Genomic DNA, 17,792 nt, shown 5'->3' on the forward strand with positions numbered 1-17,792 from the left:
GGGGATTTGGTAGGTTCCGGCCATGCTTGATGCCGCCGATCTTCCCGATGATGTTGCTGCTCTGAAGGCGATGCTGATCGCGGCGCAGGCCCGCGAGGCGGCCAAGGATGTGGCGATAGCGAGCAAGGACGAACATATCGCCCGCAAGGATGAGCGGATCGAGAAGCTGGTCGCGGCATCCAAGCAGGCAGCCTTTGGACGCAAATCAGAGAAGACCGATCCTGGCCATTCGATTTGGCGCTGGAAGACTTGGAAACGGCCATGGCCGCGATCCATGCCGAGGATGAGGCGGGTGTTCCTACTGGAAACAAGGATTGCCAAGCCACGCGCGATCAATCGCGGCTCCCTTCCAAAGCATCTTCCGCGTGTCGAAGAGGTGATCGAACCAGACAGGCTAATCTGCGCCTGCGGCGGTTGCCTGCATTGCATTGGCGAGGATGTTTCCGAGCGGCTGGACGTGGTCCCGGCGCAGTTCCGCGTCATGGTTACCCGTCGCCCCAAATTTGCGTGCCGTGCCTGCATAGACGGAGTCGTTCAAGCTCCGGCACCAGCACGGCTGATCCAGGCAGGGCTGCCGACGGAAGCGACCGTCGCCCATGTGCTGGTCTCCAAATATGCCGATCACCTTCCGCTTTATCGGCAGGCCCAGATCATGAGCCCCAGGGCATTGACCTCGACCGATCCACGCTGGCTGACTGGGTCGGACGGGCAGCATTCGAATTGCGTCCCGTCTTTGATGCGCTGATTACCGACCTGAAGCACTCATCCAAGCTGTTCATGGACGAGACCCGTGCTCCAGTTCTCGATCCTGGCTCCCGCCAGACCAAGACCGGTTACTTCTGGGCCTTGGCACGGGGTGATCACCCTTGGGGCGGCGGCGCTCCGCCAGGGGTCGCTTTCACCTATGCGCCCGGTCGCGGAGGCATTCATGCCGAACAGATATTGCAGGGCTTCTCCGGCGTCGTGCAGGTCGATGGTTATGCCGGATATAACAGACTGATCGCGCCTGAGCGCGTTGGTCCGGACATCCGGCTTGCCTATTGCTGGGCACACGCCCGGCGCAAGCTGGTGGAGATCATTTGCAACGGCTCAGCACCGATTGCCGAGGACGGCGTCAAGCAGATCGGAGAGCTGTATCGCATCAAAGCCGAGTTGCGCGGCCTTGATCCGGAGGCTCGTCTCTCTAGACGGCAAGAGCGGTCAGCGCCATTGGTCGCAGACATGCATGCCTGGCTCATCCATCACCGCGCCCGTGTCGCGAACAAGTCTCCACTCGGCGAGGCTTCGGCCTATATCGGCAAATACTGGGATGGATTGAAGCTCTTCCTTACCGACGGCCGCATCGAGATCGACAACAACACCGTCGAGCGGACAATCCGGCCGATAGCCCTCAATCGCAAGAACGCGCTTTTTGCCGGACACGACGCTGGGGCTGAGAATTGGGCGACAATCGCCTCTCTGATCGAAACCTGTAAATTCAATGGCGTCGATCCGCTGGCTTATCTGACCTCCACTCTCACTGCCATCGTCAACGGCCACAAGCAGAGTCGCATTGAGGAACTGCTACCTTGGTGCTGCACGCAAGGCAACGTGGCTGCATCGGAGGCGACAAAATGCTTCAAATTTAGTGGTTGACGTTAGCAATTTGAACAGCCTTCAAGTGTATGTAAACGGGAGCCGCCGCGCTTATCATCGGCACTATATCGAAGATAGGATTTGGGAGATTGGTTTCAAAAGTGGGCAGCGGTCGTAGGATTCTCCCTTCTAGGCCTAACATTTCTTGCCTATTCTGTTACGTGGTCCTTTCATGGAAAGCTGCCCGGCAGACGTGGATCAGCCATCACAAGCGCGGATGACCCTTTCCTGTTCTATCCCCTTGCACTAACAATGCTGTGCGGTTCGGCGATTATGGCATACTTGAGTGTTGTGTTTGTTATTGGGTTTGTTCGCGGGCGATCACACCGCGAGAAATGACCAGCCGCCAATGCCTCGTTGGCGCCATCTGCGTGACGGCTCCAGCCTTCGAAAGGCATCAAACGCCGCAGTCAAGGTGGAGGCAAACAGCGCTTACGGCTGAGGCTAAGCAAGCCATACTCAATTTTGAACTGGTCAAGGGCAGGCCGCACATTACGCTGATCCGGCCGTACTGGCGGCTGGGATCTACAATTATCAGCAGAAATCCATCTTCGCTAGGCGCGTTCCGCCCAGCGACAGCGTTTCAGATAATACATGATCTCAGAAGCGTTGCCGGCAGGGCTGGCGCCAACCGTCTTCAGATGTACCTCTGGAGCAAGAGGCACCTCATAGGCGGAATCAATTCCAGTAAAATTCTTGACCTCGCCGCGGTAAGCTTTTCCGTAAAGGCCTTTCGGATCTCGATCGATGCATACCTGCAGGGGTGTATCAATGAACACCTCAACGAAGTCTTCAGCATCTATCAGATTTCTTGCACTCTCACGCTCCAGGCGGAATGGCGAGATGAATGACACGATGACGATAAGACCTGCATCAAGCATGAGCCGCGCCACTTCAGCCACCCTACGCATGTTCTCGACGCGATCGGCGTCAGTAAAACCAAGATCCCGGTTGAGCCCCATTCTGACGTTGTCGCCGTCTAGTATGGCTGTATGCCTACCTTCAGCATGCAGAAGGATGTCCAGCTCGTTTGCAATGGTTGATTTGCCGGAGCCCGACAAACCTGTGAACCAGATGACCACTGGTCTCTGCCCCAAAAGCTTGGCACGACGCTGCCTATCTAGCGTGGTCTTCTGCCACGTTACGTTCGCTGTCGGTTTGGAGTCGATAGGCCAACTCTTATCGTCGGTCATTGCAGTCTCAGTGTTTGCAGATAATATGCCGTCCATTTAGAACCATATGCTGGTGGTGGCGGTTGCGCATAACCGGAGACGAATTGTTCGATCTGCTGGTTGAGGAACTGTTGACGAAGCCCCCCGACGCAACCCTCTCGCTCAACGAAATTGTAAAATCCGGCAACGAGCGCAGCATCGCCTTCGAGGCTAAGATCCACGTAAAAAGCAGAGTACCTCCACCGCATCAAAAGAACTAAGCTTCAATTCTTTGGAAGAAGCCGGCCGACCCTCCGGAGGGGAGCTGTAATCCGCCATGACGCGCTGCCTCTAACTTTTTTTAAGACGAGACGTTCATTTTCCAGTTCTTCTGTCTTGGAAGACAAAGCTCGCTCAAAACCTCTAATCCTCATTCGCAGTGCTTCTATCTCCCGCTCCATCAAAGGACACTGTGCCCGAAAAATCGATAATTCTTCGTTCGCCGTTACTTCAGCCGCAGATTTTGCAGCCACCTCTTCTTCTAGCCCCAAGATCCGCGCTTCTGCGGCATTTAGCTCATGCTCAAGATCCACGGTGCGCGCATGAAGAAGTGAAAGTTTCTCCCCTGTAGCAGTTTCGGCAAGAAGCTTTGCCGCAAGCTCCTCCTGTAGGGAAGACTGCTGCGAACGAACTGCTCTCAGTTCCTCCTCTAGCGTAGCGTTCCGCCCCTGGAAGTCTGCCAAAGATGCACTTGTCTCTGTAAGGCTGGCAGCTGACGATACAAGTTCACCCCTGATTTTTATCAACTCTCGACGCAGCGCTGCATTATCGAGTTCTTCAAGTGACGGATATTTCTCAGGAGACTTCACGATCCTCTCGGCTGCCCCACCAGCTATCTCAGTTCCTACGCGAATTTTGTCGGGGTCGACTACCTCGTAGGTCGCCTTGACGTCCTCCACATTAACGCCAGAGGGCAAGCACCCTTTCAGTACTGAATAAAAATACTCAGCGTCGTGGGTGAACCTTGGGAAGGCCAGAAGGTAAGTCGGTATTCCCGCATTAGCCAGCCGTTCCACTAAATGGTGGAAACCAACCGCCAGAAGTCGGGCTTCATCCAGCGGGTTGAGAGAATAGAGAACGCCTCCTGGAGTCGCCCCCCAGTTCTCCCAAACCTTATCTTCAGCTGTCATCCACGGGTGGTTGCGGTGACTGTTTTGCAACTCCACGACTACTCTGCTACTCGCAGCTTCAGCGAGGTTTCGCACCGGAATAATGACGCCATCGATAGTTATATCATCCCGCGCCAGGACCGAATCCACGAACTCATAAAGCCACGGTGACTTTGCAACGTACGGCAGCTTTGCGTCCGCATGATGGACAAGGTCCTCTAAGCCCGCGTTAGCGTCTAGATACCAATTTGCCTCTCCCGACGCCGATACGTGTGTTTCAAGCCCCAATTTTGTAAGAAGCCTCACAAGCAGACTTGTTCCAGAACGGCCCGTACCAGCGATTAGCAAATGGTTCGACACCTTACCCCCTCATTCCAGCTGGGTAGCAGCGTCCATCAGATGTAGATCGCGCCCGCCTTACAACCAGCAATACCCATCGCGCGTAGACACTTACGCCAATGATCACCTTCGAACACTCTACTGATTTTCGCCCGCCCTCTACAAGCCAAATGCGTCGTCATTGCGCCACATTGGGAGCTGAGGTAGCCTCGGCCTGAAGTAGCGTGAGAGTACCAATGCCCCTAGCTAAAGACCACCACACAAGCCCGACCAAATTAGCGATCCGTCAAAAGGCGAATGTGATGCGAGCTGTTGTGCTGCGAGATGTGCGCACGCGGTTTTTTGATCATGGTCTAGGATTCTTGATCGTGCCTCTTTGGCCCCTAGCGCATATGCTAATTCTTCTCGCCATGTATCACTTCAGCGGCCGAGCTGTACCCTATGGAGAAAGTGCCACGGTGTTCTTTGCGACCGGGTTGGTGCCAACTCTTTGCTTCCTCTACGTATCAAGGTTCATGCAGTATTCGGTCTTATCGAACCGGCCGATGATGTCGTTTCCCGTCGTGAAGCTGCTAGATGTTCTTTTCGCTCGCGCTTATCTTGAAGTAATCGGCGCGTTTGCAACTGCAGCATTGATGGTTCTGATTCTCAAGTTGATAGGTGACGACCCTTGGCCTTATGACCTGGCCGATGCTGTTTCTGCTTATCTCGCCACTTTGCTTGTTGCTATCGGAACAGGCACTTTGTTTGGCGTATTAGCAGCGGTGACGCCTCTTGTGGTCACTGCTTACGCTTTGTTCTCGATCGTAATATACATCTCATCTGGCACTCTCTTCGTCGCAGCATCACTTCCGTCCGAGATTGGATATGCGCTGTCGCTAAACCCTGTCTTTCAGTGTGTTGAGTGGATGCGCGTTGCGTATTATCCCACCTATAGCGATAAGCTTCTCGATCGAGAATACACAGTTTTTTTTGGGCTAATGTGTTTGTTTGCTGGAATGATGTTGGAGCGACTGATCCGTCGCCGGTTGCTCGAGGGCTGAGAGCAAGTGGACACTCAAAAATTTCGCTGCTCTTCGCGCCAGAGGTCACCGTCGGACTGATACCGGAAAGTCATGATCGCTCCATCAGGGGGCCGAACATCAGAGCCGTTTCGAAGAATTTGCTTTGAGTTGTGCGTCAAAGTTGTTTTGCTTGAGGCGAAAAGCACAGTGATTTGTTGTCCATCGAGCCCATCGGTGAAGCACGTAACAGAGACAGGTAGCGCGTTTGCGAACTGCCAATGACCGTTGAGATCATTTCGTACGCTTGGTGTAGCGTCTTTATCTCTGAACCTCTGACGTGACGCTACAGCAACGTCGTCGAAACGATTATTGCCCAATACATCATTCGATACACGAACTGATTTGAGCTCGGGAGACAGCCGACCAGGTGCAATGTTTCGAACCTGGTTCTTTTCACTTGGCCCACCTGATATGACGACCATGGTGCCACCGCCCCGCCACGCTTCGGCAGTAATGTCGTGCACAAGACAGTAGGTGCAGCCGTTGAGAACAACGCCGTCAGCCCCACCCGATCCAAGCATCGTGGTCGACAGGAGTATGTTATGTATCCTGAGTGCGTGGCAATTGATGGCCTCTATTGCCTGCCAGTAGGTGCTCCCAATTGGCGTTTTGTATAAATGCAAATCATGGAGAGCCATCTGCCCGATGTTTCTTAGACGGACGCAGCAGGAATAGGCGTTGATGTGCAGATCGTGGATTGAAATGCACGCATTAAATAGGGAGGCGTCAAGATCTACGCCATAATTCACTCCAACAATCTCTCCGCCCGTGAGGTTAAAGCCTTCTACTTTCGTCCCTGTAGCTTTGATGCCCCGCTCCATGTGTAAGAAGTAACAATCCCGCACCTGAGGCGCCTGGCAATTATGGAGATGCAGACCATTTGACATTGTCGCTGCCACTGCGACGTTCGTTCGACCCTTTAGATCAACCCTTCGAACGTACGGGTACCAGACATTTTTTAGGGAAATGCCGTTCTGCCAGTAATGTCGCGAGGGGTCTGATCCACGTACATCGATGTCTTCAAGCGCCGGCCCGTTCTGAAAACCAAAATCTGCCTGCGGCCCAACGACACTTAATGCTGTGCCGCCCCCTATCGAAGTCGTTATGAAGTCAATTGCGCGGATTGTCGGCGGCTTCGTTATGTCAGCAAAAGTTATTTTGAGGCCGCCATCACTATTCGACCAAACTAGCTCCACTAACCCGGCGTTGTCGCTCAGCACGCTTAGAGAAAATCCTGTAATAACCTCGATTTTTTCATTGAGCATATACCTACCGGGCGGGAAGGTGATCTCCGCTCTTCCTGTCTCGGCAAGAGCGAGCATGGCCTTGAAAGCGCGAACATTAGCTGCTCCCTGGTTTTCCGAACTCATGCCAAACCATGCCGCATTCCATGGCCCAGAAAATCGCCTTACCCATGCACCAGCTGTTGCTGATCGATCGCCCGATTTTAGGTAGATACCTTGTTCTAAGTCTGCCGCTATAAGATCCGAATGATCCCCGGCTATCCAGTCAAAGATGCCGCTTCGGCTGCCTTCTGCCAGGTAGGCGCTGCCATTGATGTCTAACTCGCCGAAGCTATTGCGACCGGAGATCCGCTGAAGCCTGGAGTCAAGATCAGGCATGGTGTCCGAGAAAGACTCATGAGGGCGGGCCGCTGCAAAAGCTGCGACCACTAGAGCTCGCTTCATGAGTTCTCGGCGTTCCATGACAATACTAACGGGAGTGAATCTTACGTGACGCCAACATGGCGGCATGCCCTCTTATGGGTCGTCGCGTAGGCTGGCTCGACGCCTCCCTCAGCACGGATGGCGCGACAGATGCGCGTTCCATGGTGTCAGTCATTAGATCTGCCGGCTTCTCAGCAAAAGCCCTGAACAAAGGCTCATATACTACGTGTAGCCCACGCCTTTCGGCGACAATACCCAGCCAGACCCCGAGGCTCCGGAGAGGAAGGTTCACAGGCGCTTCCGCCATTGCGTCGATAAGGAAATTCTTCCTAACCAGCAGAAGATCCAGATTCAGCGCCCCCACGCATACCGGCTTAAGGGCGGACAACATCTCCTCTCCTCTCTGGAAGAAGGACTTACCCATATACGGGTCGACCAAAATGTCGGGCCCGGTGTAAACACCAGCCCCCCGGACGATTTCTCCATCCAATTTGGCAACCGGTCCGCATACTGCAACAGCAGTGTCGATCATCTCTAGGTGCCTGAGAGCATGTAGCACGTTGTCTTGATCAATCAGATTGACGCTAGGGCCGGCTATCAAAACAAGGTCACTATTCACAGGGCTTGCATGGTCTTCAAGGATCTTAAACCCGCTCCGCCCTCTGGATGCCGGCACATCTACGCTACCCATTAGGATTTCGAGGTCATCAGGACGCCCTTCACCTAACTGCAGCCGGACGATTGGGGGAATATTCTTGGGCAATCTCTTGATCAAGAAGTCTGGGGCGCCCATGTCACCAGGGAACTTGACGACCTGGAAGTTGTCTGGAGATGGCTGGGCGGCCCGGATCATCTCAAGAGAGTTCCGTACGGATCTGATGCTGCCTTCAAACGTAGATCCGCTGTTTGAAAGAGAGTTAGTGTGCTGCCGCCAGTGATAGACCACAGACGGGATATGAACCGGATGATGGCCAGCTAGTTCGAACCTCAGGAGGTTGTCCCAGTCTTGGGCATACTCGGCATCGCCATTCGTGAATGTTCCGAGTTCGAGCGCGGTGGGTCTGTGGAAAATGATGGCGTGCCAGATAAAAGAATGAGCTCGTAGATGAGCGGGATCGTAGTCTGGTCTGTAAAAAGGATGCACCGCCCGTCCACCGATTAATAGATCCTCATCGGTGTAGAAGATTCTCGCATTACCCGCTTCTGATATTGCATTTCTTACCAGCGCGGCTGAACCCGGGACCAGAAGATCGTCCGCGTCTAGGACCATCAGATATTCCGCGCTTGCCTCGTCAAGGCATCTACGCGTGCCGCCATGGATCCCTAAGTTTACTGGGCAACGCAATACACGGACGCTTGCGTGACTACCTATGTCCCGCAGCACTCCCTCCACTTCGGGAGTGACCGGACCATTGGCTAAGACGACCCATTCTGCCAGTTCGTCGAGTTGTGCCATCACGCAACCTGCGGTCTCACGGAAGAGCGAGGCATCGGTGCGGATATAGACAGTCGTCAAAATTCCGAACGACGGGGCGTCCCGTCGCACTTCAATTTCCGAGTCCACGACAGGCATCTCAGCATAGGCAACACCAGCAGGAGTCGCATACGATCCCGCTTGAATCTCATACGTGCGCTTTGAGCTGAAGTTCAGGTTAGGTGCATAGCCGCGCGCTCGATAGTCAGAGCTCCTCAACCTTCGTCCCAAATGCAGCATATCAGCGTTGGACAAATCAGCATCGGTCGAAGTCACCTCGGCCTTATACGACGGCAGGTAGACAATTCGATTCCTAGTCTCACTAGCGTAAACTCCCAACCAGAGGCCAAGGAGGTCAATGCCGAAACTTTTTGGCATATCCTTCAAAGCCTCTCGCAGATGGGACACTTTCACCCAACCAAGTCGCGCAGAGACAGCATTAACGGTGTACGGCAGGTCAATCGAGTTATTGTGTGGGTCACCAAAGAGACCGTCATACCCAAAGACGATCCCGCGACCTAACTTATCTGAGGAACAACTAACGCGACCTCCGACCATCACAGTGTCGGGAAATTGCTCGAAAACCCGACTTACACTTGCGTAGTCTGGAGTTCCAATTGCGGTCGATTTGCCGATAAGGGCTACGATCTCGGATGACGTTTCGGCGATAGCCGCCAACAGTTGATCCCTCTCGATTACTTCGGCCAACTGAATTTCAACAGGGATTATCCATGAGGGGCGCCGCACTTGCGCCGTGTTCTGTACTAATCCTTTGAAGCTTAACCACAGCTGCTCCGGCAGATGAACAGACTGATGGATGTTGTCCCCATCCGCTAAGATCTGGCCGACATTTTTGAAGTCTTCAGGGCTAGATTCGACCAACTTGCGGCCAACGGCTATGAAGCCAGGAACAAAACCACCGAAGTGGGCAATTACCGGATCCCATCCAGTCCTCATCAGCGGATCAAAAGAACCAGACGATCCCGAGACGTTGTAGCCGTCCGCGACTATCAGCGATGGGCTACCGGTTTGCTCAGCGAAGGCTCTTGCTACCGCGAACGCGTCTTGAGAGACCGTTCCGTCCGGTCCTACAAATACGATGTAGTCGGCAGTGGTTGCAGCCGCGATTTCTCGCATAGATGCATCGCGCGAAAGAATCCTTGGTTCCGCACCATGGCTCCGCGACGCAACATAACTTTGAGCTTTACTGCGGTATTTTTCAGGAACCTGTATAACTAGCTCTACAAGGTCGCGAGATTGCGATGAAAAGGCGGGCAAGACAACGTCAAGCTCTCCCGGGCCGGCAATTTGGATCACAGCAGAAACCGTCATCGTGTCTTCAGAGGCCGTATACCGTCTTGCTCGATCCATGAAAAGCTTATTGAGTAAGGAATAGGTCGGAGATGGAACCTCATTCGGAACAGGCGAATCCCCTTCTACCTTCACCAAACGAGCCTTCCGGGTTAGTCCATCCTTCTCAAGCTCGCTGATGAGCCCTGGGATGACCTCCGAAAGGCTTTCGACCCAGCTAGTTGGCAGAGGAACCATCGCAGGTGCTTCACTCTGGTTGTCGTACCTTAGTCTTCCCTTAACTATCGCTGGTACTAATTCATCCAACGTGGCTGGCACCGCAATGATATTGGGCGAGAGTTCTGCAAGTCGCTCTGGGGTTTTGCTGCCATAAGTGGTTGTGATCACCACGCCGCCGCAAGCAGCGAATTCAAGTGGCGGATAACTTGGGTGCGGCGATAACATCAGCGATAGAAGCAGATCAGACTCCCTCATCAGCTGAGCATAACCAGCAAAATCCATCCACTCCGCTGGTTTGAGTACATAGCCTCGTCCGAGCTGTATTGGGTCGAAATTTTCGCCCATGCCGATGAACTCCCAGCCGGAGTCTCCGAATGCTCCCGCCAGAACCGCCGCTTTAAGAGAGGCGACGCCGAGCCAGAACAGGTTACGCTCGGCCATGGTTGGCCGAGTATAAAATAGAAGCCGACGCGTCGTTCTCTTGGAATTTTTGGCAGGATAAAAATGCTCGCTGTCGACAGCTGGGTCGAAGCACAAAGCGCTTTTTGCAAAACTTGCATCAGCGAACCGCCCTACCTTCTCATCTACAAGATGATCCAGAAGAAGCTTCGTATTTACTACAGGAATATGATTATACCCGTATGTTTCATCTGCAAAGGCGTGGAGGACCGAGAGACCATAGAACATGCTCTCGTAGTCCTGTATCAGATAAGCAAAACGTGGACTACGAAGTAAAGAATGTGCGGCTTTGGCTGGCTGAGCCGTCCACCATGCCGTTGCCAACAAGATATCATTATAATTCAAGGTAATCGGCAAGTCGCGAGCGTGGGCATCGAGAAATTCTATGCCGAGATCATCAGGCTTCAAGCCCGTTAACTTGAGTAGATGCTCCTTCAGCGGCCCAAGATCCTGATCAGCTGGGGCGTCGACTGAGACAAACTTTACCGGGACACCCTCTGCGGCAAGCAGGCAACCTAGGATATAAGCCGTGTTTGGCCCACCGGTTGCGTATCTCCTGTTCAGCCCCGGGAGCAGAATGAGCAACGCAGGGTCTCTGATAGATACCGGGTCCACAACTACATTAAGAGGGACAAATCCAAAGTTCTTCTCAAGGCCCCGAAGGCCATCTTCCCTTAATCTCGTGACTGATGAAGCAAGAAGCTCGCCCGATCTGTAATAAAGCTCTGACGCCGGCGGAGCGAGCGTGCTAGCGAATGCCTGCCGTCCTTCTTTCTCGCCGCTCCTGAGGTAATGAACGAGGGGGTCGATCCCGGCCTGGGCAACATCGGGATAGTGCGCCAAATATTCCCTAACGCTAAAATTCGGATGAGGATCACGACCCTCTCTCCATCCGAATTCATGATAGTGCTTGAGTGGGTTCTGGCCGGCCGAAATGCTGTCTCTGTTCAACGCCGAGTACCACGCCGAAGAGAAGAATTTGTTTGGATTTCTCCCTTCCCAATGACCTGAGGTCAGGTAATGCCTAAATGGATCTACACCTGCCGCTGCAATGTCAGGATATGTCGAAAGATAGAATGGCTCATCAAAAAGAGCCGCCTCTGTCAAGCTGCTTGTTCCAGCAGGAGCTGCGGAACGCCCTTCGATTTTTCCATGTACCACGTAATGGAACAGTGGATTTAGGCCAGAGCTGGCGACATCCGGATTGGCGGACATATAAAACTGGGTATCAAATCTTGCACTAGGATTTCGCCCTTCACCGGCGCCGTATCTTATATAATGCCTGAGGGGATCTATCTTGCTCCGAGCAACATCCGGATACTGTTGGTTGTAGAAGTCCCGGTTAAACTCGCCACTCTCTGCTATTGCCTGATAGACGCGAGTTCGAAATTTCTTGCTTCCAGATGCACTTTCGCGCTTTCCATTTTCTAATTTAGCAAACCAGCTTCTCAGAAACGTCACGAAATACCTCACAAGCATGAAACTACCCTCAACTGAAGATGGCACTTTTATATGAACCACTGAGGGCTGTCGCAATAGTGCAAGGCCATTTTCATGAGAGCGAAGGAGGGCATCGGCTCACGTCTCTACCCTATCATTCGGTCTCGATGATCGTGAAACAGCGAACTTCCGCCGCGAGGTATAAATCTGCCGCGGCTTGATATCGTGCCAATGCGCTACGTTGGCAATCCTCGCATCTGGGTCGGACGCCTCTTGCAGTATTGAAAGCTTTTCGTCATTGGACCAGTCGCGCCAACGCTCGACGTCTGTCAAAATCTCCATGGCAGCGAGTCTCATTGCGTGCTGTCTTTACGAAATTCGACGAGCTTCAGCTATGCCATATCGACGTCCTCGCTCAGCTATCGTTTGCTACGGCCGCAGAAACCTACGATTACATCTGAGCAGCAGATGGGGTGAAGCGGTCCAAGGGTTCTACGAACCGCACGCTAGCGTCGCGATCTTTGCCGGATGCCGACCTTGGCGACACCTGTTGTCTCTGCGTTCCGTGCCGAACTGGGATCCTGATCCAATGTGTCGGGTGACAGACCGTCATCCCAACATCCGTACTTGCGGTCGATATCCAATGGAACGGGATCGACGACCCTTTGTCACATAGCGCTTCGCTGTCCATCCCGCCTCAGCCGCCAGATGGGCATACCAGACATGACACCTGTCCCTTACCTGTCAAACAATTATCCGATCGGCTTATATCCCGTAGCGCCAACATGGATGTACGACGGAAACTCCTTGTTCCAACCGCTAAGATGCGCTTCAGGCACAATCTCCTTGGGCGGAATGATCATGCACCGGTAGTCATAACCGCACGCGTCGACGACCAATCCGGCATCTTCGAAAATGAGCCTCAAGGCTGCATCGCTGAAGCGGAAGAAGTCGCTGGGATAGCCGTGGATCGGAAAGCATTGGTGGGTTTTGACCAAGAACCGCCCACCCGGCGCAAGCACACGTGCAACCTCTTTGGCAGCAATCCATGGACGCTCGAGATGCTCGAAAACGGCGTGGGCGACAAAGCAGTCAAACCGGTTGTTCCAGTCGTTAGGCAGTTTGTGGAGGTCACCAACGACATCGACGTCAGGACCGTCGATGATGTCCAACCTGACATAATTCTTGGGCTGCACGGACGGAAACAGCGACATGGAATGCGTAGAACGGCCCGGGACAGCCTGTAGCGTTCCAACCTCTAGAACCCGCTGCCTGTCGGCGTCAACCAACCGCTGATAAAACACATCTTCGACGCGGACCTGAGGCTCGTAAGGCTCCGGTGTAAGATGCCCACCCTCGTTCTTAGCTTTGCGCTGCCCAAACTGATGAAAGAAGCCGCTCATTCGTTCGTCCTTGTTAGAAACCCTGCATCACAGTAAATCAAGCCTGCCGTTAAACCAACGGTATAGCTTTCAGAGTGCGAAGCTTGTACCGGAGATTCGTTCTGCCGCAACATCGACGGCAACGCGGCACCAACAGATTCCATGTCATTCGACCAAAGCCGTTCAAGCGGTGCAGCCGCATTGTTTCATCATGTTGGATTCATAATTCCATCGGCGCCAACTAAAGCGCTTCTCACCGGTCCAACTGCAGACCGCGCGCGCCCGAATCATTCGAATTTCAGATCAGTGTCAGTAGCGCCAGACATGGCCATCGGCACTCATCTACTTAAAAGCATTTATCTGGCCATTGCTCCCTATAATACGATCCGCTGGCTCTCAGATCACCCAAAGAAACCTTTATAATTTGAATAACTTATAACGTGCGGTTTGCGTTTTCTAGCTCTGCCGACTATGAGTGGCCTAAAACTAAACACCCTATGCGTGGATGCGTGACTTGATAAAGCTCAGAAATTTTTTCCGTTCGAAAAAGACCGCGGCCGATAGCATGGATGACAACGTCTTCGAGCAGTACTGCTTTGACAGTCCCAGCAACCAGACTGCGGTAGACGCTGTCAGCGGATGGACGTCCGCCTTTCCACCGGAAGCCGAAATTTGGGGAGGAACGCATCCTCTTTTTGCAGATGACCGAATCATTTGGGCAGTTGCGCAAATGGAGCAGATCCAAGAGCGCCGAATCTTGGAAGTTGGCCCTCTGGAGGGGATGCATACCTATATTCTCAACAAGCACAGGCCAGCAATCATCGATGCCATAGAGGCAAATACTCAGTGTTTCCTTCGGTGTCTTATAACCAAAGAAATTCTGAACATCGACCGCGCTAAGTTTCACTTGGGTGATGCACTCAAGTGGCTTGATGAAAAAGAATTGCGCTATGACCTGATTATTGCATCGGGCGTTCTGTACCATATGGCTGACCCCGCGCAGTTCATCGCGAAAATGGCCGCAAGATGCGATAACCTATATATATGGACGCACTACTTCGACGATGCGGCAATGCCACCGGGTGATTCTCGTAGGCAACCCCTTACCGGCAACGTCGAGACCCGGGAGGTTGGAGGTGTGCCTGTCCGGTATTACGAACGGGGGTATTTCAAAGCAAATACGAACAGCAATTTCTGCGGCGGAATGAGAGACCGACATTACTGGATGCACCGGCAGGACATTATTTCGTTGCTCTCAGGGCTCGGGTTTGGGAATCTGGAGGTCGCTCATGAGGACCCGAAGCACCCCAATGGTCCATCCTTTTCGATTTTTGCAAAACGCGTTGTGCAAGCTTGAATCTGGCCACACAGTAAAGCTTCAATCTTCCGGCGGCGCCCGATAGCACAGGCATTTCGGGACGGCAAAACTGCCGACTGCCGAACAGATCATTAGCTTCGATAAGTCCGAACCGAACTCGGGAGTCATTCTAATTGCTATTCGGAATCGAGATTGATACAGGCGAAGCACTCGAAGGCTACCTTGTTCCTGATGGTTTCTCAGAGCCAACCAGCATTCGGGTTTCAGATGAGAGTGGGGATCTAGGCGTATTTCCATGCGACCAGCTTAGGCCTGCAGTTAGTGCGGCGGGCCGCCACCAAAGCGGTGTGGTCGGCTTCAGACTGGATGAGTCGATGATCCCCATGCTTGCAAGCCGACATACCCTTACGATCCAGGATGCCAAGACGGGATTGCTGGTTTATCGCCGACCACAAAGGGCACCGGTTATCCAAAAGAAGATTATACGGCTCGAAACGCAAATTCTGCCGATGGTGAGGCTCGACAGGGTTTGCGGACAGAACTTTCATTATGAACTTCATTCCATCGAGCGATTTGGACATGAGACCGCCCTGCAAGCGTTCCATCTCCATTCTACAGACTCTATCTATCTGAGTGGCCGGCTGCTCTTTCGAAACTACGAGCATTTTTTGGACAAAGGATTTCTTGGCATTACGATGCTGTCGGATCCGTATTACGAGATGGCTTTGCGCTTGCTTCTCTTGAAGAGAATGGCGACGACACATATCTCCTTTATAGGAGACCGCGACAAACTCATTCTCGGACCAGCCGCCGAATATTTGAAAGACGCTAATCTCGATGATGTGTCCTCGTTGAAGACGCTTCTGAAAAAGGCTCCTCAAAAAGTCAGCGATGTTCTATCGTCACCTCTTACCCGCCTTCTTGCCACCACATCTCCGGAGCAAGGCGCAAGCAGGCGAGATATTGCACCCGCGATAGATCTCCTGTCGCGGTTCACAATCGTTGGGCACAACAGTGATATCCAGACATTTCAGAAAGCAGTTGCAAGCCTGCTCGAAATCTCCGCTGACGATCTTGTAATTCCGGCCCGGCAAGGACTTCTCGACATGATCGCGGGGAAACTACGCAGCTTACCGATCGCAGAGGCGATGCTCGAAGAAGACCTTATTTTGGACCACTATGTTAGGCAGGCGATAAGCTATGGAGATCAGAGAACACACTAGCACGGCGAACCTTGAGACTGCGACGAAGTCCGTAGATGAAGACGGCATCGAGATCATAGCCGCGCCAGTGCGACCTATTTCTCGCTTTCTGCCGTTTACGCGGGCTCGCAACGCGCTGCATTCGAAAAAAAGGCTGTCTGACTATGTTGTCGAAGTGACGACAACAGAAAACTATGGCGGGCAGTTGGAAGGAGCACCCGGCGGCCATCCTCCGATACGCCTCCTGTCGTTTTTTTTGATCGTCATGCTGCCCTTTCTTGGCTGCCTTTCCTATTTTGTTTTCCTGGCAAGCAATCAATACACGGCAGAAGCTCATTTCGCCGTTCGATCTCTGGCGGATCAGGGAAAAACTGACGGTGTCGACAGCGGCGTCATTGGTTTGGATGTCGCCCCGCAGGATGCCTTTGTCATCACCAGTTTTATCCATTCACCGGAATTGTTGGCACGGCTTGGCAAGGTTATCGATTACCGGGCAATGTTTGCCCGTGATGGAATTGACTTCCTTTCAAGTTCCGACCCGGCGTTTTCCGTGGAGGCTTTCCTAGACTATTGGAAAAAACAGGTTACTGCCTATATCGATGGCCCGTCCGGAATAATCACACTGAGGGCTCGAACATTTCGGCCAGAAGATTCCAAAGCTCTCGTCGAGGCGATACTGGTCGAAAGCGAAAACCTGATCAATGAGCTGAACCGTCGTGCCCAGCAGGATATGGTGGCAGGCATCCGGAGCGAGGTCGAAAAGGCCGGAAAGGCCTATGGCGAGTCATTGTATTCACTGAACCAGTTTCAGACCCAGGCGGGACTTTTGAGCCCGGAAGTGCAGGCGAAGGAAACAGGTAAGCTACTGACGACCCTTTTGGCGCAGAAACTTGAGCTTGAAACTCGGCTGTTTGTTTTGAAGCAGTCCTCAGCAGAAGCTTCGCCGGCGTATGAACAGCTGGTAAGAACCCAGAGCAGCGTGGACGCCCAGGTCTCACGTCTTCAATCACAACTAACAGGTCCGGAAAATGCCAGTATGGCTGCGCACCTGCTCAATTTTTCCAAGTTGGAAACCGAACGCCTGGTGTCCGAAAAGCTCTATGAGGCGGCGCGAACAACCTATAACGCCGCACTGGCAGCGTCATTGCGGAAAGCTTTATACGTCATGATTTTCGTTCATCCGTCCCTACCGGAGGAGGCGCTCTTTCCAAATCGCGTGTCCACCCCCTTGATCATCGGTCTTGGGCTGCTCGTACTGTGGGGGACGTTGATGTTGCTATGGGCGTCGGTGGAGGATCATCGGCTATGATCCGCTTCGCCAACGTGTCGAAACATTTCAAGACGCAACAGCATCGAAAGGTGATTCTCGAAAAGGCGAACATCGAATTTGCATCAGGTACCTCGTACGGCCTTTTAGGTGTCAATGGTGCCGGAAAGTCCACCACGATGCGAATGATCGCCGGGACGATTATTCCCAATTCTGGGCGCATTGAGAAGGATGTAAGGGTGTCGTGGCCGCTCGGATTTTCGGGAGGGTTTCATCCTAACATGTCAGGCAAAGACAACCTGAAATTTGTTGCCCGCGCTTATGGAGAGGATCCGATCCGCGTCAGCCGTTTCGTGGAAGATTTCGCCGAGCTTGGAGATTACATCAATGCGCCGGTTAGAACCTATTCATCCGGCATGGGCGCCCGGCTTGCGTTTGGTCTGTCGATGGCAATCGAGTTCGATTGCTACCTAGTAGATGAAATTACCGCAGTCGGCGATGCGCGCTTTCAGGAGCGATGCCGGGTGGCTTTCGAAACTCGACGCAAGAATTCCGACGTCATTATGATTTCCCATGGGATGGACATCATCAAGTCTTATTGCGACAAGGCCATGGTGCTCGTAGACGGGCGAGTGTTGTTCTTTGATCAGGTAGAGCCTGCAATAGAGGCATATTATCGGCTTAACAGATAACTG

12 protein-coding genes and 1 pseudogene are annotated in these 17,792 nt (G+C 53.0%); 7 read left to right on the forward strand and 6 right to left on the reverse strand.

Annotation, left to right across the window (positions count from 1 at the left end):
- Positions 1-22 precede the first annotated feature (22 nt).
- Positions 23-1,635: pseudogene (tnpC, locus tag E2F50_RS03090) on the forward strand (IS66 family transposase).
- 554 nt (positions 1,636-2,189) lie between these two features.
- Here tnpC and cysC read toward each other — a convergent pair.
- Positions 2,190-2,828, reverse strand: coding sequence for an adenylyl-sulfate kinase (gene cysC, locus E2F50_RS03095; protein ID WP_425375348.1), 639 nt, complete (start codon positions 2,826-2,828; stop codon positions 2,190-2,192).
- Between the two features lie 83 nt (positions 2,829-2,911).
- Here cysC and E2F50_RS22890 point away from each other — a divergent pair, with 83 nt between their 5' ends.
- The gene (locus tag E2F50_RS22890; protein WP_161973964.1) at positions 2,912-3,067 is read left to right on the forward strand and encodes a hypothetical protein; all 156 of its coding nucleotides are present in this window, start codon (positions 2,912-2,914) and stop codon (positions 3,065-3,067) included.
- Between the two features lie 3 nt (positions 3,068-3,070).
- On the opposite strand, the gene E2F50_RS03100 is transcribed toward E2F50_RS22890, so the two are convergent.
- Positions 3,071-4,315 (reverse strand): hypothetical protein, encoded by a 1,245-nt coding sequence (locus E2F50_RS03100; protein ID WP_133314581.1) that lies wholly within the window; start codon positions 4,313-4,315, stop codon positions 3,071-3,073.
- Positions 4,316-4,530: 215 nt separating this feature from the next.
- Between E2F50_RS03100 and E2F50_RS03105 the strand changes: the two genes are divergently transcribed.
- Positions 4,531-5,337 (forward strand): ABC transporter permease, encoded by an 807-nt coding sequence (locus tag E2F50_RS03105; protein ID WP_245515275.1) that lies wholly within the window; start codon positions 4,531-4,533, stop codon positions 5,335-5,337.
- Between the two features lie 14 nt (positions 5,338-5,351).
- On the opposite strand, the gene E2F50_RS03110 is transcribed toward E2F50_RS03105, so the two are convergent.
- From E2F50_RS03110 to E2F50_RS03125, 4 genes are all read right to left on the reverse strand, one after another.
- The gene (locus E2F50_RS03110) at positions 5,352-7,046 is read right to left on the reverse strand and encodes a hypothetical protein (RefSeq protein ID WP_133314582.1); all 1,695 of its coding nucleotides are present in this window, start codon (positions 7,044-7,046) and stop codon (positions 5,352-5,354) included.
- Between the two features lie 25 nt (positions 7,047-7,071).
- A complete protein-coding gene (locus tag E2F50_RS03115; RefSeq protein ID WP_133314583.1) occupies positions 7,072-11,967 on the reverse strand; it encodes a rhamnosyltransferase WsaF family glycosyltransferase in 4,896 nt (1,631 codons plus the stop codon).
- A 99-nt stretch (positions 11,968-12,066) separates the two neighbouring features.
- A complete protein-coding gene (locus E2F50_RS23630; protein WP_133314584.1) occupies positions 12,067-12,285 on the reverse strand; it encodes a transposase in 219 nt (72 codons plus the stop codon).
- A gap of 395 nt (positions 12,286-12,680) precedes the next feature.
- Positions 12,681-13,331 (reverse strand): class I SAM-dependent methyltransferase, encoded by a 651-nt coding sequence (locus E2F50_RS03125; protein WP_133314585.1) that lies wholly within the window; start codon positions 13,329-13,331, stop codon positions 12,681-12,683.
- 544 nt (positions 13,332-13,875) lie between these two features.
- On the opposite strand from E2F50_RS03125, the gene E2F50_RS03130 reads away from it, so the two are divergent.
- From E2F50_RS03130 to E2F50_RS03145, 4 genes are all read left to right on the forward strand, one after another.
- Complete coding sequence (locus E2F50_RS03130; protein WP_133315214.1) at positions 13,876-14,667, forward strand: class I SAM-dependent methyltransferase; 792 nt, start codon at positions 13,876-13,878, stop codon at positions 14,665-14,667.
- A 134-nt stretch (positions 14,668-14,801) separates the two neighbouring features.
- Positions 14,802-15,851, forward strand: coding sequence for a hypothetical protein (locus tag E2F50_RS03135; protein WP_133314586.1), 1,050 nt, complete (start codon positions 14,802-14,804; stop codon positions 15,849-15,851).
- Positions 15,829-17,139: a KpsE/RkpR family capsule polysaccharide export protein gene (locus E2F50_RS03140; RefSeq protein ID WP_133314587.1), complete on the forward strand. Its 1,311-nt coding sequence runs from the start codon at positions 15,829-15,831 to the stop codon at positions 17,137-17,139. Before E2F50_RS03135 ends, E2F50_RS03140 begins: the two co-directional genes overlap by 23 nt.
- Entirely contained in the window at positions 17,136-17,789 is a 654-nt protein-coding gene (locus tag E2F50_RS03145) for an ABC transporter ATP-binding protein (protein WP_133314588.1), read from the forward strand. Before E2F50_RS03140 ends, E2F50_RS03145 begins: the two co-directional genes overlap by 4 nt.
- The last annotated feature ends 3 nt before the right edge of the window (positions 17,790-17,792 follow it).

Source organism: Rhizobium deserti (genome assembly GCF_004358025.1).
In the GTDB taxonomy this organism is placed as follows: Bacteria; Pseudomonadota; Alphaproteobacteria; order Rhizobiales; family Rhizobiaceae; genus Neorhizobium; species Neorhizobium deserti.

Coding starts and splice junctions, on each gene's coding strand:
- E2F50_RS23630 (WP_133314584.1), bottom strand. CDS start 12,285: ATGAGACTCGCTGCCATGGAGATTTTGACAGACGTCGAGCGTTGGCGC.
- E2F50_RS03130 (WP_133315214.1), top strand. CDS start 13,876: ATGGATGACAACGTCTTCGAGCAGTACTGCTTTGACAGTCCCAGCAAC.
- E2F50_RS03110 (WP_133314582.1), bottom strand. CDS start 7,046: ATGAAGCGAGCTCTAGTGGTCGCAGCTTTTGCAGCGGCCCGCCCTCAT.
- E2F50_RS03145 (WP_133314588.1), top strand. CDS start 17,136: ATGATCCGCTTCGCCAACGTGTCGAAACATTTCAAGACGCAACAGCAT.
- E2F50_RS03125 (WP_133314585.1), bottom strand. CDS start 13,331: ATGAGCGGCTTCTTTCATCAGTTTGGGCAGCGCAAAGCTAAGAACGAG.
- E2F50_RS03105 (WP_245515275.1), top strand. CDS start 4,531: ATGCCCCTAGCTAAAGACCACCACACAAGCCCGACCAAATTAGCGATC.
- E2F50_RS03140 (WP_133314587.1), top strand. CDS start 15,829: ATGGAGATCAGAGAACACACTAGCACGGCGAACCTTGAGACTGCGACG.
- E2F50_RS03115 (WP_133314583.1), bottom strand. CDS start 11,967: ATGCTTGTGAGGTATTTCGTGACGTTTCTGAGAAGCTGGTTTGCTAAA.
- cysC (WP_425375348.1), bottom strand. CDS start 2,828: ATGACCGACGATAAGAGTTGGCCTATCGACTCCAAACCGACAGCGAAC.